At 71.3% G+C, this 21052-nt stretch carries 14 protein-coding genes and 1 pseudogene; 4 read left to right on the top strand and 11 right to left on the bottom strand.

All coding sequences use genetic code 11. The features are described 5' to 3' along the window. The 5 genes and pseudogenes from ACIRFL_RS25620 to tkt all read right to left on the bottom strand — a co-directional run. Positions 1-491 (bottom strand): annotated as a pseudogene (locus ACIRFL_RS25620) (glucose-6-phosphate isomerase); the annotation flags it as partial. A 1-nt stretch (position 492) separates the two neighbouring features. Beyond that, positions 493-1419 carry a glucose-6-phosphate dehydrogenase assembly protein OpcA gene (gene opcA, locus ACIRFL_RS25625; RefSeq protein WP_404032653.1) on the bottom strand — a complete coding sequence of 309 codons (927 nt, stop codon included), beginning with the start codon at positions 1417-1419 and terminating at the stop codon, positions 493-495. Beyond that, positions 1416-3017 carry a glucose-6-phosphate dehydrogenase gene (gene zwf / locus ACIRFL_RS25630; protein ID WP_404032656.1) on the bottom strand — a complete coding sequence of 534 codons (1602 nt, stop codon included), beginning with the start codon at positions 3015-3017 and terminating at the stop codon, positions 1416-1418. The genes opcA and zwf overlap by 4 nt, the downstream gene beginning before the upstream one ends. Continuing rightward, entirely contained in the window at positions 3014-4195 is a 1182-nt protein-coding gene (gene tal / locus ACIRFL_RS25635) for a transaldolase (protein WP_404032659.1), read from the bottom strand. Before tal ends, zwf begins: the two co-directional genes overlap by 4 nt. Positions 4196-4214: 19 nt before the next feature. Then, positions 4215-6290, bottom strand: coding sequence for a transketolase (tkt, locus tag ACIRFL_RS25640; RefSeq protein ID WP_404032661.1), 2076 nt, complete (start codon positions 6288-6290; stop codon positions 4215-4217). Between the two features lie 145 nt (positions 6291-6435). Between tkt and ACIRFL_RS25645 the strand changes: the two genes are divergently transcribed. Both ACIRFL_RS25645 and ACIRFL_RS25650 read left to right on the top strand, forming a co-directional pair. Further along, a complete protein-coding gene (locus tag ACIRFL_RS25645; RefSeq protein WP_404032664.1) occupies positions 6436-7362 on the top strand; it encodes a helix-turn-helix domain-containing protein in 927 nt (308 codons plus the stop codon). A gap of 241 nt (positions 7363-7603) precedes the next feature. Further along, positions 7604-9925, top strand: a complete 2322-nt coding sequence (locus ACIRFL_RS25650) for an Ig-like domain repeat protein (RefSeq protein WP_404032667.1) — start codon at positions 7604-7606, stop codon at positions 9923-9925. A gap of 119 nt (positions 9926-10044) precedes the next feature. Here ACIRFL_RS25650 and ACIRFL_RS25655 read toward each other — a convergent pair whose 3' ends face one another. The 6 genes from ACIRFL_RS25655 to ACIRFL_RS25680 form a co-directional block, all read right to left on the bottom strand. After that, entirely contained in the window at positions 10045-11442 is a 1398-nt protein-coding gene (locus tag ACIRFL_RS25655; RefSeq protein WP_404032670.1) for a glycoside hydrolase family 16 protein, read from the bottom strand. A gap of 243 nt (positions 11443-11685) precedes the next feature. Beyond that, positions 11686-14604: a glycoside hydrolase family 2 TIM barrel-domain containing protein gene (locus ACIRFL_RS25660; protein WP_404032672.1), complete on the bottom strand. Its 2919-nt coding sequence runs from the start codon at positions 14602-14604 to the stop codon at positions 11686-11688. Then, positions 14604-15440, bottom strand: a complete 837-nt coding sequence (locus ACIRFL_RS25665; RefSeq protein WP_404032675.1) for a carbohydrate ABC transporter permease — start codon at positions 15438-15440, stop codon at positions 14604-14606. The genes ACIRFL_RS25660 and ACIRFL_RS25665 overlap by 1 nt, the downstream gene beginning before the upstream one ends. A 15-nt stretch (positions 15441-15455) precedes the next feature. Beyond that, positions 15456-16409: a carbohydrate ABC transporter permease gene (locus tag ACIRFL_RS25670; RefSeq protein ID WP_404032677.1), complete on the bottom strand. Its 954-nt coding sequence runs from the start codon at positions 16407-16409 to the stop codon at positions 15456-15458. Beyond that, positions 16409-17695: an extracellular solute-binding protein gene (locus ACIRFL_RS25675; RefSeq protein ID WP_404032680.1), complete on the bottom strand. Its 1287-nt coding sequence runs from the start codon at positions 17693-17695 to the stop codon at positions 16409-16411. Before ACIRFL_RS25675 ends, ACIRFL_RS25670 begins: the two co-directional genes overlap by 1 nt. Positions 17696-17745: 50 nt before the next feature. Beyond that, positions 17746-18798: a carbohydrate kinase family protein gene (locus ACIRFL_RS25680; RefSeq protein ID WP_404032683.1), complete on the bottom strand. Its 1053-nt coding sequence runs from the start codon at positions 18796-18798 to the stop codon at positions 17746-17748. 128 nt (positions 18799-18926) lie between these two features. Between ACIRFL_RS25680 and ACIRFL_RS25685 the strand changes: the two genes are divergently transcribed. Both ACIRFL_RS25685 and ACIRFL_RS25690 read left to right on the top strand, forming a co-directional pair. Further along, positions 18927-19691 (top strand): DeoR/GlpR family DNA-binding transcription regulator, encoded by a 765-nt coding sequence (locus ACIRFL_RS25685; RefSeq protein ID WP_404032869.1) that lies wholly within the window; start codon positions 18927-18929, stop codon positions 19689-19691. Further along, positions 19688-21025 carry a 6-phospho-beta-glucosidase gene (locus tag ACIRFL_RS25690; RefSeq protein ID WP_404032686.1) on the top strand — a complete coding sequence of 446 codons (1338 nt, stop codon included), beginning with the start codon at positions 19688-19690 and terminating at the stop codon, positions 21023-21025. The genes ACIRFL_RS25685 and ACIRFL_RS25690 overlap by 4 nt, the downstream gene beginning before the upstream one ends. Positions 21026-21052: the final 27 nt, after the last annotated feature.

The raw sequence follows: 21052 nt of genomic DNA on the forward strand, positions 1-21052 counted from the left end.
GCAGGACCCAGATCAGAGCCACCGATCCCGATGTTCACCACATTCCTGATCCGCCGGCCGGTATGACCCGTCCACGCACCCGAACGCACCCGCCCGGCGAAATCCGCCATCTTGTCCAGCACCGCGTGCACCGCGGGGACCACGTTCTCCCCGTCGACCTCGATCACCGCATCCCGCGGCGCCCGCAGCGCCGTATGCAGCACCGCCCGGCCCTCCGTGACATTGATCTTCTTCCCACGGAACATCGCGTCCCGCAGCCCGAACACATCACTCGCCACGGCCAGTTCCTGGAGCAGCGCCAGCGTCTCGTCGGTGATCAGGTGTTTGCTGTAGTCGATCAGCAGGTCGCCGACGCGTACGGCATACCGCTCGGCCCGCCCGGGGTCGGCCGCGAACAGCTCGCGCAGGCCCGGTTGCCACGCGGCGCGGTGGTCGGCGAGCGCGACCCACTCGGGCCGCCGGGTGAGCACGGGGTGAGGGGACTCGGCCATGTCAGACGTTCTCCTTGGTGCCCTCGCCGCGCAGGGCGATGGCGTACATCTCGTCGGCGTCGAGGCGGCGCAGCTCCTCGGCGATGAGTTCGGAGGTGGGCCGGACCTTCAGGGCGAGGGTGCGCGGCGGCTGCCCGGGCAGGGTCAGCGTGGCGAGTGGGCCCTCCGGCCGGTCGATGAGGATCTCGCCGTCCGTGGTGCCGAGCCGGACGGCCGTGACGACCGGCCCGGCCGTGACGATCCGTTCGGCCGGAACCCCGAGGCGCGCCTCGAGCCAGCGGGCGAGCAGTTCGGCGCTGGGGTTCTCCGCCTCGCTCTCCACGACCGCCGAGGTGATCTTCACCCGGGCCTGGTCGAGGGCGGCGGCCAGCATGGAGCGCCACGGGGTGAGCCGGGTCCAGGCCAGGTCGGTGTCGCCGGGCGCGTAGGAGCGGACCCGGGCCTCCAGCGCGTCCAGCGGGTGCTCGACGGCGTACATGTCGGTGATCCGGCGCTGGGCGAGCGTGCCCAGCGGGTCCTTGGCCGGGTTGTCGGGGGCGTCCACCGGCCACCAGACGACGACCGGGGCGTCCGGCAGCAGCAGCGGCAGCACCACGGAGTCGGCGTGGTCGGAGACATCGCCGAACGTGCGCAGCACCACCGTCTCGCCGGTGCCCGCCTCCGAGCCGACCCGGACCTCCGCGTCCAGTCGCGACCGGGTGCGCTCGCGGGGGGTGCGGGCATGCCGCTTGATCACGACGAGGGTGCGCGAGGGGTGCTCGCGGGAGGCGTCCTCGGCCGCCTTGATGGAGTCGTAGGCGTTCTCCTCGTCCGTGACGATCACCATCGTCAGGACCATGCCCACCGCCGGGGTGCCGATGGCACGGCGACCCTGCACAAGGGCCTTGTTGATCTTGCTTGCCGTGGTGTCGGTCAGGTCGATCTTCATGGCCTGCGCCAGCTCCGTCCGTCTCGTGCGAGCATCTCGTCGGCTTCCTCGGGTCCCCAGCCGCCCGACGCGTACTGGGCCGGCCTGCCGTGCGCCGCCCAGTACTCCTCGATCGGGTCGAGGATCTTCCAGGACTCTTCCACTTCCTCGGTCCGCGGGAAGAGGTTGGCGTCGCCGAGCAGCACGTCCAGGATGAGCCGTTCGTACGCCTCCGGGCTGGACTCCGTGAACGACTCGCCGTAGGCGAAGTCCATGGACACGTCCCGGATCTCCATGGAGGTGCCCGGCACCTTCGAGCCGAACCGGACGGTCATGCCCTCGTCGGGCTGGACGCGGATGACGACCGCGTTCTGGCCCAGTTCCTCGGTCGCGGTGTGGTCGAAGGGGGAGTGCGGTGCCCGCTGGAAGACCACCGCGATCTCGGTGACCCGGCGGCCGAGCCGCTTGCCGGTGCGCAGATAGAAGGGGACGCCCGCCCAGCGGCGGTTGTCGATCTCCAGCTTGATCGCGGCGTAGGTGTCGGTCTTCGACCTGGCGTCGATGCCGTCCTCCTGGAGGTAGCCGACGACCTCCTCGCCGCCCTGCCAGCCCGCCGCGTACTGCCCGCGGACGGTGTGCGCGCCGAGGTCGTCGGGCAGCCGCACCGACCTGAGCACCTTCAGCTTCTCGGTGAGCAGCGACTCCGCGTCGAAGGCGATGGGCTCCTCCATGGCGGTGAGCGCCATCAGCTGGAGCAGGTGGTTCTGGATGACGTCACGGGCGGCGCCGATCCCGTCGTAGTAGCCGGCCCGGCCGCCGATGCCGATGTCCTCGGCCATGGTGATCTGCACATGGTCGACGTACGAGCGGTTCCATACGGGTTCGTACATCTGGTTGGCGAAGCGCAGCGCCAGGATGTTCTGGACGGTCTCCTTGCCCAGGTAGTGGTCGATCCGGAACACCTGGTCCGGTTCGAACACCTCGTGCACGACCTTGTTCAGCTCCTCGGCCGACTTCAGGTCGTGGCCGAACGGCTTCTCGATGACCGCGCGCCGCCAGGAGCCCTCCGGGGGGTCCGCCAGGCCGTGCTTCTTCAGCTGCCGCACGACCTTGGGGAAGAACTTGGGCGGCACGGAGAGGTAGAAGGCGAAGTTGCCGCCGGTGCCGCGGGAGGCGTCCAGTTCCTCGACGGCCTCGCGCAGCTGCTTGAACGCCGTGTCGTCGTCGAAGTCGCCGGGCACGAACCGCATGCCCTCGGCGAGCTGCTGCCAGACCTCCTCGCGGAACGGGGTGCGGGCGTGCTCGCGGACGGCGTCGTGCACCACCTGCGCGAAGTCCTGGTCCGCCCAGTCCCGGCGGGCGAAGCCCACCAGTGAGAAGCCCGGCGGCAGCAGACCCCGGTTGGCCAGGTCGTAGACGGCCGGCATCAGCTTCTTGCGGGACAGGTCGCCGGTCACACCGAAGATCACCAGGCCGGAGGGGCCGGCGATCCGGGGAAGCCGGCGGTCGCGGGTGTCGCGCAGCGGGTTCACCCAGTCGGCGGTCGGTGCGGCATCGGCGGCCCGTGCGGCCGGGACGCGCGCGGCGGCCGCCGCCGGTTCCTGCTCGGGGGTGCTCATCGGGCGTCAACTCCCTTGCTGTCCAGTGACTTCGCGACGGCGGTCAGCAGGTCCTGCCAGGCCGCCTGGAACTTGGCGACGCCCTCGTCCTCCAGCTTGCGGACGACGTCGTCGTAGGAGATGCCGAGCCGTTCCACGGCCGCGAGGTCGGCCCGGGCCTGTGCGTAGCCGCCGGTCACCGTGTCACCGGTGATGTCGCCGTGGTCGGCGGTGGCGTCGAGCGTCGCCTCCGGCATGGTGTTGACGGTGCCGGGCGCGACCAGACCGTCCACGTACAGGGTGTCCTTGTAGGCCGGGTCCTTCACGCCGGTGGACGCCCACAGCGGGCGCTGCTTGTTGGCCCGGGCCCCGGCGAGCGCGGTCCAGCGCGGGCCGCCGAACACCTCCTCGTAGGCCTCGTAGGCCAGCCGCGCGTTCGCCAGCGCCGCCCTGCCCTTGAGGGCGAGGGCCCGGTCGGTGCCGAGGAGCGTCAGCCGCTTGTCGATCTCGCTGTCGACCCGGGAGACGAAGAAGGAGGCCACGGAGTGCACGGCGGACAGGTCGAGGCCCGCCGCCCGGGCCTTCTCCAGACCGGCCAGATAGGCGTCCATGACCTGCCGGTAGCGCTCAAGCGAGAAGATCAGCGTGACATTGACGCTGATGCCGAGGCCGATCACCTCGGTGATGGCCGGCAGGCCCGCCTCGGTGGCCGGAATCTTGATCATCACGTTGGGGCGGTCGACGAGCCAGGCGAGCTGCTTGGCCTCGGCGACCGTCGCCCGGGTGTCGTACGCGAGGCGCGGGTCGACCTCGATGGAGACCCGGCCGTCCCGGCCGCCGGTCGCGTCGTACACCGGCCGCAGCACATCGGCCGCGGCGCGGACGTCGGCGGTGGTCATCATCCGTACGGCCTCGTCGACCGTGACACCGCGCACGGCCAGGTCGGCCAGCTGCTCCTCGTACCCCGATCCGCCGTCGGTCCCGCTCGGGTCGGCGGACCCGCCCACGGAGCCGATGGCGGCCTGGAAGATGGACGGGTTGGTGGTGACACCCACGACGTGCCTGCGGGCGACGAGTCCGGCCAGGTTGCCGCTGCTGATCCGGCGCCGCGACAGATCGTCGAGCCAGATCGACACGCCCTCCTCGGTCAGGCGCTGGAGTGCTCCCGCGGTCGCGGTTGCTTCGGTCACTTTGATCATCTTCTTTCTGGCGATCGGATCAACCGCGGGCGGCGGCCAGGGATTCCCGGGCCTTGGCGGCGACGTTCTCGGGGGTGAAACCGAACTCGGCGAACAGGGTCTGCGCGGCGGCGGAGGCGCCGAAGTGCTCCAGCGAGACGATGCGCCCGGCGTCGCCCACAAAGCGGTGCCAGGTCAGGCCGACGCCGGCCTCGACGGCGACCCGGGCCCTGGTGGCGGGCGGCAGGACGCTGTCCCGCCAGGCCCGGTCCTGCTCCTCGAACCACTCCACGGACGGCATGGACACCACACGGGTGCCGATGCCCTCGGCCTCCAGCAGGTCCCGTGCGGCGACGGCGAGCTGCACCTCGGAACCGGTGGCGATGAGGATCACCTCCGGGGTCTGGGTGGACGAGTCGTGCAGGACGTAGCCTCCCTTGGCCGCGTCCGGGTTGCGCGCGTACGTCGGCACGCCCTGACGGGTCAGCGCGAGTCCGTGCGGGGCGGGCTTGGTGGTGTGCCTCTTCAGGATCTCGGCCCAGACGGTCACGGTCTCGTTGGCGTCCGCCGGGCGGACGACGTTCAGGCCGGGGATGGCGCGCAGCGAGGCGAGGTGTTCGACGGGCTGGTGGGTGGGGCCGTCCTCGCCCAGGCCGATCGAGTCGTGCGTCCACACATAGGTGACGGGCAGCTGCATGAGGGCGGACATCCGCACGGCGTTGCGCATGTAGTCGGAGAACACCAGGAAGGTGCCGCCGTAGATCCGGGTGTTGCCGTGCAGGGCGATGCCGTTCATCTCCGCGGCCATGGAGAACTCGCGGATGCCGAAGTGGACGGTGCGGCCGTACGGGTCGGCCCCCGGCAGCGGGTTGCCCTTCGGCAGGAAGGAGGAGGACGCGTCGATGGTGGTGTTGTTGGAGCCGGCCAGGTCGGCGGAGCCACCCCACAGTTCGGGTACGACCGGGCCGAGGGCCTGGAGGACCTTGCCGGATGCGGCGCGGGTGGCGACGGACTTGCCGGGTTCGAAGACGGGCAGGGCGTCCTGCCAGCCCTCCGGGAGCTGACCGGCGACGACGCGGTCGAACAGGCGGGCGCGCTCGGGCTGGGCGGTGCGCCACTCGGCGATCCGCTTGTCCCAGGAGGCATGGGACTCGGCGCCCCGGTCCAGGGCCTGCCGGGCGTGCGCGAGGACGTCGTCGGCGACGGTGAAGTGCTGCTCGGGGTCGAAGCCGAGGACCCGCTTGGTGGCGGCGACCTCCTCGGCACCCAGGGCGGAGCCGTGGGCGGCCTCGGTGTTCTGGGCGTGGGGGGCGGGCCAGGCGATGATCGTGCGCAGCGCGACGATCGACGGGCGTCCGGTCTCGGCCCGGGCCGCGTCCAGCGCCGCGTACAGGGCGGGCACGTCGACATCGCCGTTCTCCGCGGGCGCCACACGCTGCACGTGCCAGCCGTACGCCTCGTAGCGCCCGAGCACGTCCTCGGAGAACGCCGTGGCGGTGTCGCCCTCGATGGAGATGTGGTTGTCGTCGTAGAGGAAGACCAGGTTGCCGAGCCGCTGGTGGCCGGCGAGCGAGGACGCCTCGGCGGAGACGCCCTCTTGCAGGTCGCCGTCCGAGACGATCGCCCAGATGGTGTGGTCGAAGGGCGAGGTGCCCTCGGGGGCGTCGGGGTCGAACAGACCGCGCTCGTAGCGGGCGGCCATCGCCATGCCGACGGCGTTCGCGACGCCCTGGCCGAGCGGCCCTGTGGTGGTCTCCACACCCGCGGTGTGCCCGTACTCGGGGTGGCCGGGCGTCCTCGAACCGTGGGTGCGGAACGCCTTCAGATCGTCCAGCTCCACCTCGTAGCCGGCGAGGAAGAGCTGGGTGTAGAGGGTCAGCGAGGTGTGGCCGGGGGACAGGACGAAGCGGTCCCGGCCGGTCCACTCCGGATCGGCCGGATCGTGACGCATCAGCTTCTGAAAGATCGTGTACGCGGCGGGGGCGAGGCTCATCGCCGTGCCCGGGTGCCCGTTCCCGACCTGCTGCACGGCATCGGCCGCCAGGAGGCGGGCGGTGTCCACGGCACGCCGGTCGAGGTCGGTCCACTCGAAGCCGTCGGTTGTCTGCGTGCTCATCTTCAAGAAGTCCTCGATCTCAGCGGGGTTCTGGCTGAACGCGTTCAAAAGTAAAAGTCTGACTTTTAACGAGGAAGGTCGGGGTGTGTCAGCCTGTGGTGAAAATGGGACACCGACGGCGGTGCAGGGGCGGCACAAGAGGGGCATGGTGGGCGGAACAGTGCAAGGCGGTGACGGTCGCGAGCGCGGCGACGGGATCGGCGAGGGCGGTGACGGGATCAGAACGTTCCCCTTCCCGGTCGATCTGAGCGTCGGCGGCGTCGGCATCCAGGTCGGCCCGATGGGAGTCGGCCGCGCCTGGCACGAGGACGCCCCGCTGCACCGCGTCCACCGCATCGACTTCCACGTGGTCATGCTCTTCAGCGACGGCCCCGTCCACCACATGATCGACTTCGCCGAGTACGAGGCGACGGCGGGCGACGTGCTGTGGATACGGCCCGGACAGGTCCACCGCTTCTCCCGGGCGAGCGAGTACCGCGGAACCGTCCTCGCCATGCAGCCCGGTTTCCTGCCCCGCGCCACCGTCGAGGCCACCGGCCTGTACCGCTACGACCTGCCGCCCCTGCTGCACCCCGACCCGGCACGGCTGGACGCCCTGCGCGCCGCGCTCGACCAGCTGCGACGTGAGTACGAGGACGCGGTGACCCTTCCGCTCAGTCTGCACACGGCGGTGCTGCGGCACTCCCTGACGGCGTTCCTGCTGCGCCTCGCCCATCTCGCGGCCAGCTCCGCCGAGGCGGCCAGGCAGCAGGCCGACACGGCCTTCACGCTCTTTCGTGACGCGGTCGAGCAGGGCTTTTCCACCAATCACAGCGTCAGCGCCTACGCCGACGCCCTCGGTTACTCCCGGCGCACCCTCGTCCGCGCGGTCCGCGCCGCCACCGGGGAGACCCCCAAGGGCTTCATCGACAAGCGGGTGGTTCTGGAGGCCAAGCGGCTGCTGGCGCACACCGATCTGCCCATCGGCCGGGTCGGCGCGGCCGTCGGCTTCCCCGACGCGGCGAACTTCTCCAAGTTCTTCCAGCTGCGCACGGGCCGCACCCCGGCGGCCTTCCGGGCCGAGCTGGCCTGACCGAGCCCGCCTGCTGAGCCGAGCTGGCCTGAAGGCGGTCCGCGCGACCGCGGGACCGGCCGACCGCAGCGCCGGTGCCCGTCTGGCATGCGAGCGGACCCGGGGCCGGCGGTCGAGCGTCCGATTGGGTGGGCGGTTTGCCCTGCTTACCAACCACTTCAGGTTTATGTCTGCTAAACCCTGATCGCGAGAAACGTGCCATGGAATCGGCGCCATCCCATACCCCCCAGGAGGGGCCGTAGTGGAATCTACTTTCAGGGGCAGGCTTCCGGACCTGCCCCGACGGCTGTTGCGTGCGGTGCGGTCCGTCTCATGGTGCGCCGTCGCGGTGGTGGCGGCCTTCGTGCTGGCACTCGCCTCGTCCGCTGTGACGCCGGCCGCTGCGGCCCCCGACGGCGGTGATGTGTGGACCTGGGGACGCAACCAGTACGGGCAGCTGGGCAACGGAACCACCGTGCCGAGCCCCAATCCCGGCAGCATGGTGCCGCTCCAGGCCGACCTGCCGGCGGGCACCACCGCCACCGCGGTGGCCGGCGGGTACGGCTTCTCGGTGGCGCTGACCTCCACGGGCCAGGTCCTGGCGTGGGGTCAGAACGACGTCGGACAGCTGGGTAACGGCACCTACACCGACAGCACGACGCCCGTCCAGGTCCATCTGCCCGCCGGCACCACGGTCACGGCCATCGCGACCGGCGACGACTATGTACTCGCGCTGACCGCGAACGGCCGGCTGCTGGCCTGGGGTTACAACGAGTGGGGCCAGCTGGGCAACGGCGTGACCGGTGGTGACAGCAACGTGCCGGTTCAGGTGCATCTGCCCGCCGGCACCACGGTCACGGCGATCTCCAGCGGAGCCGGTCACGGCCTGGCACTGACATCGACCGGTGAGGTGCTCGCCTGGGGTGACAACGACTTCGGGCAGGTGGGCGACGGCACCACCGTCAGCCGCAACGAGCCGGTGCCGGTCCATGTGCCCGCCGGCACCACGGTCACGTCGATCGCCGGAGCCGACGACCACAGCCTCGCGCTGACCTCCACCGGTGAGGTGCTCGCCTGGGGGTACAACGGCCGCGGTCAGCTGGGCAACGGCACCACCACGAACAGCAGTGTGCCGGTCATGGTGCAACTGCCCGCGGACGTCGTCGTCAGCTCGGTCGCCGGGGCCCACGGGTTCCAGAGTTTCGCGCTGACGTCCACCGGCCAGGTGCTGGCCTGGGGAGACAACACCTACGGCCAGCTGGGCGACGGTACGACCACGCGCCGCACCGTGCCGGTCCCGGTTCATCTGCCGGCGGGCACCGACGTCACGGCGGTCATCGGCGGCGACGACCACACGGTCGCGCTGACCTCCACCGGCCAGGTGCTGGCCTGGGGATACAACCGCTACGGCCAGGTCGGCGACGGCACCACCACCAACCGCACCGAGCCGGTCCCGGTGGAACTGCCCGAAGGGGCCGTCGTCACGGCCATCGGCGCCGGCAACTACCACTCCCTCGCCGTCTTCCTCGCCCAGCCCGCGGAGAGTTCGACGACGCTCACGGCCTCCCCGACCACAGCCGCGCCCGGGGAACCGGTCACCCTGACCGCAGACGTGACCTGCACGACCGGGACGCCTACCGGTCAGGTCCTCTTCTACGACGACGACACCCAGATCGGCACCGCCACCCTCGGCCCCGACGGCACGGCCACCCACACCACCACGGCCCTCGGCCTGGGCGCGCACGAGATCACCGCCCACTACCAGGGCGACGGCAGCTGCCCGCCCTCCGTCTCCGAACCGGTCGTGGTGATCGTCGAGGAGGCGCCACAGCCCTCCCTCGGCCTGACCAAGCGGGTGGAGTCCACCGGCCCGTTCCAGGTCGGCACCACGGTCGAGTACTCCTACACGGTCACCAACACCGGCAACACCGCCCTGCACAACCTGACCGTCACGGACGACCAGGCCGCCGGCGTCACCTGCGACACGACAGGTCTCGCCGCAGGCGAGAGCACCACCTGTCACGGCAGCCATGTGATCACCGAGGACGACATCACCCCGTGCCGGCCCGCCACGGGGGGCTGCGAGCTGACCAACCTGGCACAGGCGACGGCGTTCGAGCCCGGCGGCCAGGAGGTCGCCAGCGACCAGGCCACTGCCACCGTCACCGTCCAGCAGCCGGCCGCCGAACTGACCCTGGTCAAGCGGGTCGTCTCGAAGGGCCCGTTCCGGGTCGGGGACAAGGTGAAGTACGCCTACACAATCACCAACACCGGCAACACCGTTCTGCACGGTGTGCTGGTCCGCGACGACCACCTCACCGGCGTCACCTGCGCCACGGCCGTCCTCGACCCGAGTGAGAGCACGACCTGCCACGGCAGCTACACCGTCGCCCGCGCCGATCTCCAGAACTGCCACAAGGCCCCGAAGGGGTACGGCAAGGGCACCGACGGCTGCAAGGTGTGCAGCGTCACCAACACCGCGACCGCGGCGGGCGTCGACCCGAACGGTCACCAGGTCGTCAGTGAGGCCGCCAAGGCCACCATCACCGTGACCACGAAGAAGCCTTCTCACCACGGCAGCTGACAGCCCGACCCCCTACGACAAGCCGCCCCGCACCCCGCAGAGGGGAACGGGGCGGCTTGTCGTGCGACCCGACCGTCGGCCGGCTCATCCGTACGGAGCCCTTGGTGCGGCGGAGCCGGTCAGTGGCCGAAGTCGAACCAGTTCACGTTCACGAAGTCGGCCGGCTGGCCGCTGGTGAACGTCAGATACACATCGTGGGTGCCGGTCACCGCGCCGATGTTGGCCGGGACCGTCCGCCAGGACTGCCAGCCGCCCGTGTTGGCCAGCGCGAAGCTGCCTATGGGAGCGTTGCCGCGGCTGTCCAGGCGCACCTCCACGAGTCCGCTCACCCCGCTCGCGGCGCCGCTCGCCACCCGGGCGTAGAACTGGGTGGCGGCCGTGGAGCCGAAGTTGACGCCCTTGTACTGCACCCAGTCCCCGTTCGCGATCGCGCCGATGTTCTGCCCGCCGCCGGTGTCCGACGTGCCCTCGGTGATCACCCCGGACTGGCCGTCGTAGGACTCGGCCTGGATGGCGCTGTAGGCGTCCCGGTTGCCGGTCGGCGGGGGAGTGGTGCCGCCCCCACCACCGGACTGCAGTACCTGCACGTAGTCCACGACCATCGGGTGGTTCGGCTCGGTGCCGCCGTCCGGGCCGCCGCCGAAGGCGCCCGGGAAGCCGCCGCCCATGGCCACGTTGAGGATGATGAAGAAGCCGTGGTTGGTCGCGTTCGACCAGGTCGTCGCGTCCACCTGGTTGGCCCGCACGGTGTGGAAGTTGACGCCGTCGAGGTAGAAGCGGATCTCCTCGGGGCTGGTCGAGCGGTCCCACTCCATCCGGTAGGTGTGGAAGCCCGCCTGACAGGTCGTGCCGGTGCAGGAGGTCGAACCGCCGATGCCGGTCGTCTCGTTGCAGGGGCCGCCCGGGTTGGTGCCGCAGTGCATCGTGGCCCAGGCCGTGTTGAGGCCCTGGACGTTCTCCATGATGTCCAGCTCGCCCACGCCCGGCCAGTTCCAGTAGTTGCCGCGGAACGGCGCGCCGAGCATCCAGAAGGCCGGCCAGTAGCCCTTGGCGGCGGCGCCGGTGACGTTCGGCATCTGAACGCGGGCCTCGACGCGCAGCTTTCCGCCGGCCGGGGGCTGGAAGTCGGTGCGGTTGGTCTCGATGCGGCCGGAGGTCCAGTTGCCCGCGGCGTCGCGGCGCGGAGTGATCAGCAGGTTGCCGTTGCCGTCGAGCGCGACGTTGTTGGTGCTCGACGTCATCGTCTCGACCTCGCCCGTGCCCCAGTTGGCGGCGCCACCCGGGTACGAAGTCCCCGTGGCGTACTGCCAGTTGGAGGTGTTGACCCCGGAGCCCGCAGTGCCGTTGAAGTCGTCGAGGAAGACCTGGGACCAGCCGGACGGGGGCGTGGGCGCGGAGGCGTTGGCGGGCAGGGTGGCGGCCGTGGCGGCGGCGGCCGTCAGGGCGAGGGTGCCGAGCACGGCGACCAGCGCGCGGCGCAGCGGGCCGCGTCTGTGGGTTCCGGAGGGTTCGCTCATGGGGGGCCTCTCGGGTGCGGAGCGGGCGGGGAACATCCGTGAGAGCGCTCTCAAGATGCGGCCAATGTGCTCCGGGCGCCTCCGCACGTCAAGAGTTGAAGCCAAGAAACACCGGTGGCCGGTAAGGAAACTGACGTTTCGTCACGGTGTCGTCGCCTGTCACGGGGGTGCGTGGTGGTCCATCGCGCCCGTCCCCGCGCCCCTGGCCGGGCGCGGGGAACGTGCGAACCAAGCTCGCCCCGACTACAGGGTGCGTAGGGTCCAGCTCCAGTCATGGGTGCCTGGGGAGATGAGGTGGGCGGGTGAGGTGTCCGGGCCGCAGGACGCCGTGCCCAGGCCGCGGTGGGCCGCGTCGAGGTGCACCACGCACCCGGGGCGCGGCACCAGTTCGTCGTGGTGCGCCGCGGCGGTCAGGTCGGCGGCACGGAACCGGGTGACGGACACCTGGCGCGGCTCGTCCAGCTCGACCGCGAGCCCGGTGGCGTCCGGCGCCGACAGGGTGAAGCGGCGCACGCCGTGCCGGCCGCCGCTCTCCTGCGGACGCAGATACGGGGTGAACAGCTCGTCCACCGGCAGCGCGTGATGGCCGACCGGAGCGCCCGCGCTGCGGTCCGGGTACGACTCCCAGGGCCCCTGCCCGAACCACTCCAGCAGGTCGAGGCCCGCGACCGTCTCGAACACCGAGCCGACCCGCGCCACATCCGCGAACTGTGCGGGCAGCTCGGCCCGTTCGTCGACGCGCAGCCCGCCCTCGACGGCGGTGAACTCCTGCCGGTGCCGGACGACGCCGGCCGTGCCCGCGTACTCGGCCAGCACCCGCACCCGGCCCTCGGACCGGTCCACGGAGATCAGCTTGCGGACGAGCGAGTCGAGGCCCCAGGCCCGCCAGCGCCCGGCCATGCCGCCCAGCTCGTCGTTGTCGGTGGGCGCCCGCCACAGGGACAGCACGGGCGCGCTGGTCAGCAGCGGATGCACGAGCAGCCCCTCGGCGTCCACCTCGACGGCCCGGGCAGCCGCGGGCACCGCCGGCACCGCGACCGGCGCCCGCAGCCGCAGCTGCGGTGCGCACAGCTCGGTGCCGCCGGGCGCCCACGGCTCGTCCCGCGCGGTCCGTACCCGCAGCGTCAGCCAGGCCTCGCCGCCGTCCGGCGGCAGCCGGAAGGGCAGCGGCACCGCCGCCGTCTGTCCCGGCCGCAGGTCGGGCAGTTCGGCCGGCGCGGTCAGCGTGCGGCCGTCGGCGAGGACCAGCTCCCACTGGCCCGTCAGCCAGTCCAGGCCGCGGAAGTGCTGGTGGTTGCCGAGGACGATGCCCTCGTGCCGGTAGCACTCGATCCGGACCGGAGCCGCGAGCTCCCGGTGCTCGTACATGGCGGGCTTGGGCGTGCGGTCCGGGAAGACGAGTCCGTCCGCGACGAACGCGCCGTCGTGCACCGCCTCGCCGAAGTCGCCGCCGTACGCCCAGCGGTGGCCGGGCGCGGCGACGCCGTCCGCGTACAGCCCGGCGCCGGAGCGCCCGGCGGGTTTTCCGTCGCTCACCCGCTGGAGGATGCCGTGGTCCCAGAACTCCCAGATGAACCCGCCCTGAAGGCCCGGCGTTGACTCGATGGCCGCCCAATGCTCGGCGAGCGTGCCGTTGCTGTTGCCCATGGCGTGCGAGTACTCGCACTGGATCAGCGGCTTGGTCTGCCGCCCGGACAGGGCGTGCGCCACGCAGTCCTCCAGCGGTGCGTACATCGGGCAGGCGATGTCGGAGGCGACCGAGGGATCCGCCCACCCCGTCTTCGCCGCGCCCTCGTACTGCAGCGGCCGGGTCGGATCGTGCCGGCGCACCCAGCCCGCCGCCGCGTCGTGGTTCGCGCCGTAGTCGGACTCGTTGCCCAGCGACCAGACGATGACCGAGGGATGGTTGACGTCCCGCAGCACCATCCGGGAGACCCGGTCGACGAAGGCGTTCAGATAGCGGGGGTCGTCGGCGATCTCATGGGCGTGGTCGTGGGACTCGATGTCGGCCTCGTCGACGACGTAGAAGCCGAGTTCGTCGGCGAGGTCGTACAGCGCCGGGTCGTTCGGGTAGTGGGCGGTGCGGATCGCGTTGAAGCCGAACCGCTTCAGCAGCACCAGGTCGGCCCGCATGTCCTCGTACCCGACCGTGCGGCCGGTCAGCGGGTGGAAGTCGTGCCGGTTGACGCCGCGGATGTACACCCGCTCGCCGTTGACCAGCAGGTCCCGGCCCGCGATCTCGACGTCGCGGAAGCCGATGCGGTGCCGTGAGGTGTCGGCGACCGTGCCGTCGGCGCGGTGCAGCCGGACGGTCAGGTCGTACAGTTCGGGTGTTTCCGCGTTCCAGGTGCGCACCTCGGGCACGGTGGCCGCAAGGCGCGCCTCGCCGAGGAAGTCGGAGACCCGTTCGTCCGCGGCGTTGGCCCGGTCGAACTCCGTGTCCCGGTCGAGCGGCAGCCCGTCGAGTTCCCCGCTGATCTGCCAGCCCGCGGGCAGCGCCCCGCGCGCGTCCCGCACCCGGCAGTCCACCCGCAGGGTGCCGTCCCGCCGGGCCCGCACCAGCACGTCGGCCAGGTGCAGCGGGTCCGTCGCGTACAGCAGCACCGAACGCGTGATGCCGCCGTGCCACCAGTGGTCCTGGTCCTCGATGTGCGAGGCGTCCGACCACTTGACCACGGTCAGCCGCAGCAGCGACCGGGCCCCGGGCCGTACGTGTTCCGACAGGTCGAACTCGGCCGCAAGATGGGAGTCCTTGGAGACGCCGACGGGCCGCCCGTCCACGTGCACCAGCAGGACGCTCTCCGCGGCCCCGACCTGGAGCACGATCCGCCGCCCGGCCCACTCGGCGGGGATGTCCACCTCGCGTTCGTAGACGCCCGTCGGGTCGGCTGCGGGCACGTGCGGCGGGAACTGCGGGAACGGCATCCGGACGTTGGTGTACTGCGGCAGGTCACCGGTGTCCTGGAGCGTCCAGGCGCCGGGGACGTGCGCCGTGGACCAGGTCCCGCCGAGCGGCGCGTCCGGCGCGGGCAGCAGTTGGAAGCGCCAGTCGCCGTCGAGGCGGACGGCGCCGGTGCGCCGGTCGACCGCGTGCATCGGGAGCCGTCCGAGGGAGGTCACCTCGGGCGCCTCCCAGGGGCGCAGTGCGAGCAGGGGGTCCATCAGCGGATGGCTCCCTTCGCGAGGTCGCCGATGATCTGCCGGGCGCCGAGCGCGAACACGATCAGCAGCGGTACCAGGGCGAGCAGGGCGCCGGTCATCACCATGCCGTAGTCGGTCGTGCCGTGGGTGCCGTTGAGCTGGGACAGCGCCACCTGGAGGGTCACGTTGTCCGGGTTGGTCAGGGCGATCAGCGGCCAGGCGTAGTCGTTCCACTGGCCCATGAAGGTGAAGATGCCGAGGAAGGCCAGGCCGGGACGGACCACGGGCAGGGCGACGTGCCAGTACTGGCGCAGGAAGTTCGCCCCGTCGATGCGGGAGGCGTCGAGGAGTTCGTCGTGGATGGCGCCCTTCATGTACTGGCGCATCCAGAAGATGCCGAACGCGTTGGCCGCGGCCGGCACGATCAGCGCCGTCATGGAGCCGATCCAGCCGATCCGCGCCATGATCACGAACTGCGGGATGGCCGCGAGCTGGGCCGGCACCATGAAGATCAGCATGAGCAGTGCGAACAGCACGCGCTTGCCCGGGAACTCGAACTTGGCGAACACGAAGGCCGCCAGGGAGTCGAAGAACAGGACGAGGACCGTCACCGACCCGGCCACCAGCAGCGAGTTGAGCATCGAACCGAAGAAGTCGATGCTGTCGAACAGGTTGCGGAGGTTTTCCAGGAAGTGCGAGCCGGGCAGCAGCCTGGGCGGGTAGGAGAAGATCTCGCTGGAGGTGTGGGTCGACATGATGACGGCCCAGTAGAACGGGAAGGCCGACAGCAGCAGGCCGGCCACGAGGACGGCGTGCAGCGCGATGCCCCGGCTCCGGGAGCCCTTGACGGATGCCATGGTGGACCGGCCTCCCTATTCGCCCCGGCGCTGCACCAGGCGCCAGTTGATGATCGAGAAGATGACGACGACGAGGAAGATGCCCCAGGCGACGGCGGCGCCGTAGCCGAAGTCGTTGTTGTCGAAGGTCTGCTGGAAGAAGTAGAGGACCATGGTGCGGCCCGCGTGCCCCGGACCGCCGGAGTACGTCGACTCGTTGGCGGTGTTCTGCAGCAGCACCTGCGGTTCGGAGAAGCTCTGCAGACCGGTCACGGTCGAGACGACCAGCACGAACAGCAGCACCGGGCGCATCATAGGGAGCGTGATCCGGAAGAAGGTCTGCACCGGCCCGGCCCCGTCGATGCGCGCCGCCTCGTACAGCTCGCCGGGTACGGTCTGCAGGCCGGCCAGGAAGATGATCGCGTTGTAGCCGGTCCACTGCCAGGTCATGAGGGTGGCGATGGCCACCTTGATGCCCCACGGCGTGTTCAGCCATGCCACCTGGTCCAGGCCGACCGCCTGCAACAGGGCGTTCATCAGGCCGAAGTTGGTGGAGAACACCGAGCCGAAGATGATCGCCACGGCGACGACCGAGGTGACGTTGGGCAGGAAGTAGGCGAAGCGGTAGACGTTCTTGAAGCGGACCGCCGAGTTCAGCATCACGGCCGTGACCATCGCCAGGAAGATCATGGGGAAGGTGGCCAGTGCCCAGATGACGATCGTGTTCCCGATCGAGCTCCAGAAGTCCACGTCGGTCAGCAGATACTGATACTGCGACAGACCCGCCCACTCCATCGTGCCGAGGCCGTCCCAGCGGTGCAGCGACAGATACAGCGAGAAGCCGACGGGGATCAGACCGAAGGCCAGGAACAGCAGATAGAAGGGGGATATCGCGGCGTACAGGTGCCAGTTCTTGCGCAGGCCGGTCTTCGGCCGTGCGGTGGCGGGCCGCTCGGCGGTGACGGGGGGTTTCTCCAGCGCGGTGGCCATCAGATGCTCACCCCCAGGTGTTTCGCGATGCGGCGGCACTTGCTCATGGCGTCCTTCCATGCCTGTTCGGGGTTCTTGCCGAGGACGCCGACGTTCTTGATCTCGTCCTTGACGGGCTGCCCGAGTGCCACGTCGTACGGGCTGTCGTAGGCGACCGGGACGCGCCGCGCGGCCGGTCCGAAGACGTCCATCGTGATCTGGCCGCCGAAGAACGGGTCGGGCTCGCGCAGCTTCCGCATGGTGTACGAGGCGGGCGTGGACGGGAACAGGCCCGCGTCGACGAAGCCCTGCGCCTGGTTGGCGGCGTCGAGCACCCAGGTGATGATCTCGAAGGCCCGCTCGGGCTCCCGGCACGCCTTGGTGATCGACAGGAACGATCCGCCGATGTTGGACGGCCCGCCGGGACACGCGGCCACCCGCCACCGGCCCTTGGTCCGCGGCACGCCGTTCTTGATGTCGTTGGTGGCCCAGGAGGCGTTGAGCTGGCTCGGCAGCTTGCCGTCCTCGGTCGCCGACCACTGGTCGGGGGTGCCGCTGACGAGGTTGGAGACGATGCCGCGCCGCTTGGCCTCCACCGCACGGTCCCAGGCGGCGCGCACATGCTCGCCGTCGCCGATGAAGTGCCGGTCCCGGTCGACGTACCGCTGGGTGCCCTGGTTGACCGACATCTCGAAGACGCTGGTGATGTCGGTGAGGATATGGGTGCCGGGCAGGCGCTTGCCAAGGCGCTCGCCCGCCGCGAAGAACTTCTCCCAGGTGTTCAGTTCGGCCGAGACGTCCGCGGGCTCGTAGGGCAGCCCTGCCTTCCGGAACACCGCGTACTGGTAGTAGTGCGCGACCGGCCCGCAGTCGATCGGGAAGCCGACCATCCGGCCGTCGTCGGCGGTGCCCGCCTGCCACTTCCAGGGCAGGTAGCCGCTCTTGAGCCGGTCCGCGCCCAGGGTGCGCAGGTCCACGAACTGGTCGGCGTCGGGCAGGTAGGAGGCCATGTCCTCGCCCTTGAGGCCCGCGATGTCGGGGACGTGGGCGCGGCCGGCGAGCGTGGTGATGAGCTTCGAGCGGTAGTAGCCGCCGATCTTGACGGCCCGCAGGTCGACCGCGTCGTCGAAACGGGCCCTGGCCCGCCGCACGACCGTGTCGCCGAGGCCGCCGTCCCAGTACCACAGGACCATGTTCCGGCCGGTCGAGCCGGCCGGAACGGCACAGCCGGACGCCAGGGCGCCGAGCCCGGTGCCGGCCGCACCGGCCAGCCCGGCGCGCAGCACGCCTCTTCGTGAGAGCCGCACAGCTCCCACCGCCTTTCGGATCTGTTCGGGTCTTCGCATACGTATGCGGGTCAGCAGGGCCACGCGGGCGGCGTGACGGGGGCGTGGCGCACGGGAGGGCCGGGGTCGGCCGGCAGCCGGTCCGCGAGGAAGCCGTACGCCGCGGTCAGTTCCGGGTCGGTGAGCGAGCGCCACCAGCGGTCCACGCCGTACCAGCCGGGGGCCGCCAGGGCGCCGCCGTGCCGGCGCACCGAGAGTCCGGCCGCGAGGACCGCGAACCGCAGCCGCTCGGCCAGCGGCCAGCCGCCGAGCGAGGCCGCGACGAAGCTCGCGCCGAAGACGTCCCCGGCGCCGGTGGCGTCCAGGACGTCGGTGTCGAGGGCCGGGACGTCCGCGTACTCGCCGGTCGTCTGGTCGACCGCGATCGCGCCGTCGCCGCCGCGGGTCACGACGGCCACCGGCACCAGGTCGGCGAGCGCGCCGAGCGCGGCGGCCGGGCTGTCGGTGCGGGTGTAGGCCATCGCCTCGGTCTCGTTGGGCAGGAAGGCGTGGCACAGGGCGAGCTGGCCGAGCAGATCGCGGGACCACTGCCGGGTGGGGTCCCAGCCGACGTCGGCGAAGATGCGGGTGCCGTTCGCGGCGGCCTTGGCGAGCCAGGCGCGCGGTTCGGCCTCCAGGTGCACCAGGGCGGTGCGGGCCGCGGGCGGGTCGCCCATGAGCACGTCCTGGGAGTACGGCGGTTCCTGGCCGTGGGTGACCAGGGCCCGGTCGTGCACCGGGGCCGCGCCGGCCGGGCCCGGGGCGCGGGGCAGGGCGAGGGAGACGGTGACCGGGGTGGGCCAGCCGTCCGCCGTGCGGGACAGCGTGAGGTCCACGCCCTCCTGGCCGGCCAGGATCTGCCGGCAGTGGGCGCCGTAGAAGTCGTCGCCGAAGACCGTGGCGAGCGAGGTGCGCAGGCCGAACCGGGCGGCGGCCACGGCGAGGTTGGCGATGCCACCCGGGCCGCAGCCCATCCCGGTGGTCCAGATCTCCTCGCCCGGTGCGGGCGGGCCGTCGAGACCCGTGAGGACGAGGTCGTAGAAGAGCAGCCCGGTCAGCAGCACATCGGGCCGGTCGTCGTCCACGCGATCGTCCTCTCGTCAGAACCGTTCACATTCGGTGCACGGAATCGTGCGCTGCTCTTCGACTTCGGTCAATACCTGAGCAGAACTGAGCATAGAAATGATTGAAGATGACGAGTACTGTGCGTGTCGTGCTGGCAGAACGACGACATCAACTCATCCTGCGGGCCCTGCGCTCCGGCGGCCCCGCGGCCGTGACCGATCTCTCCGAGCAGCTGGGCGTGAGCCCCGCCACCATCCGGCGCGACCTGGTCAAACTGGAGGAGGACGGCCTGCTCACCCGGGTGCACGGCGGCGCCGTCGCCGAGGAGGGCGACCAGCCCTTCGCCGAGGTCGCCGAGGTGCGGGTGTCCGTCAAGGACGCCATAGCCGAGCGCGCCGCGGCCCTCGTCCAGGACGGCCAGTCGGTGCTGCTCGACATCGGCACCACCGCCTACCGGCTGGCCCGCCGGCTGCACGGCCGCCGCCTCACCGTGATCACCAGCAACCTGGTGGTCTACGAGGAGCTGGCCGACGACGAGGGCATCGAACTGGTGCTGCTCGGCGGCATGGTCCGCCGCGAGTACCGCTCCCTGGTCGGCTTCCTCACCGAGGACAACCTGCGCCAGCTGCACGCCGACTGGCTCTTCCTCGGGACCAGCGGGGTGCGGCCGGGCGGCCAGGTGATGGACACGACGGTGGTCGAGGTGCCGGTCAAGCGGGCCATGATCGGGGCAGGTGACAAGGTCGTGCTGCTCGCCGACGCGGCGAAGTTCCCCGGCACCGGAATGGCGAAGGTGTGCGGCCCGGAGGATCTGGACATGGTGGTGACCGACGCGCCGGTGGACACGGTGACCCGGACCGCGCTGCGGGACGCCGGCGTCGAGGTGCTGGTGGCGAAAGAGGTGACGGTGTGAGACTCACGATTCTCGGCGGCGGCGGATTCCGGGTGCCGCTCGTGTACGGGGCGCTGCTGACGGACCGCGGAGCGGGCCGGGTCACCCGTGTCGTGCTGCACGACCTGGACGCCGAACGGCTGGCCGCGGTGACCCGGGTGCTCGCCGAACAGGCCGCCGGGGTGCCCGGCGCCCCCGAGGTGAGCGCCACCACCGACCTCGACGAGGCGCTGCGCGGCGCCGACTTCGTCTTCTCCGCGATCCGCGTCGGCGGCCTCGCGGGCCGGGCGGACGACGAGCGGGTGGCCCTCGCCGAGGGCGTCCTCGGCCAGGAGACGGTCGGCGCGGGCGGCATCGCCTACGGCCTGCGCACCGTTCCCGTCGCCGTGGACATCGCGCGCCGCGTGGCCCGGCTGGCACCGGACGCCTGGGTCATCAACTTCACCAACCCGGCCGGCCTGGTCACCGAGGCGATGTCCCGCCACCTCGGCGACCGCGTCATCGGGATCTGCGACTCACCGGTCGGCCTCGGCCGGCGCATCGCCCGGGTGCTCGGCGCCGACCCGCGGCAGGCGTGGATCGACTACGTCGGCCTCAACCACCTCGGCTGGGTGCGCGGCCTGCGCGTCGCAGGCCGCGACGAACTCCCGCGCCTGCTCGCCGACCCCCGGCTGCTCGGCTCGTTCGAGGAGGGCAGGCTGTTCGGCGCCGACTGGCTCGGCTCGCTGGGCGCGATCCCCAACGAGTACCTGCACTACTACTACTTCAACCGGGAGACCGTCCGCGCCTACCAGGAGGCCCGGCAGACCCGCGGCGCCTTCCTCCGTGACCAGCAGGCGCGCTTCTACGCACGGGTGAAGGATCCGTCCGCCGCGGCCCTGGCGGCCTGGGAAGACACCCGGGCCGAGCGCGAGGCGACGTACATGGCCGAGAACCGGGAGACGGCGGGCGCCGGCGAACGCGACGCCGACGACCTCTCCGGCGGGTACGAGAAGGTGGCCCTCGCCCTGATGCGGGCCATCGCCCGCGACGAGCGCACCACCCTGATCCTCAACGTCCGCAACCGGGCCACCCTGTCCGCGCTGGACGCCGAGGCCGTCATCGAGGTGCCCTGCCTGGTCGACGCGAACGGCGCCCACCCGGTCGCCGTCGACCCGCTGCCCACGCACGCCACCGGCCTGGTCTGCGCCGTCAAGGCGGTCGAGCGCGAGGTGCTGTCCGCCGCCGAGTCCGGCTCCCGGGCGCGGGCCGTGACCGCGTTCGCGCTGCATCCGCTGGTCGACTCGGTCACCGTGGCCCGCAGGCTGGTCGAGGGATACACCGAGGTCCATCCCGGCCTGGCCTACCTCAAGTAAGCGCCGTCCGGCCCCGCTGCTCTCTGG

The organism is Streptomyces sp. NPDC102462 (assembly GCF_044765425.1).
Taxonomy (GTDB): Bacteria; Actinomycetota; Actinomycetes; order Streptomycetales; family Streptomycetaceae; genus Streptomyces.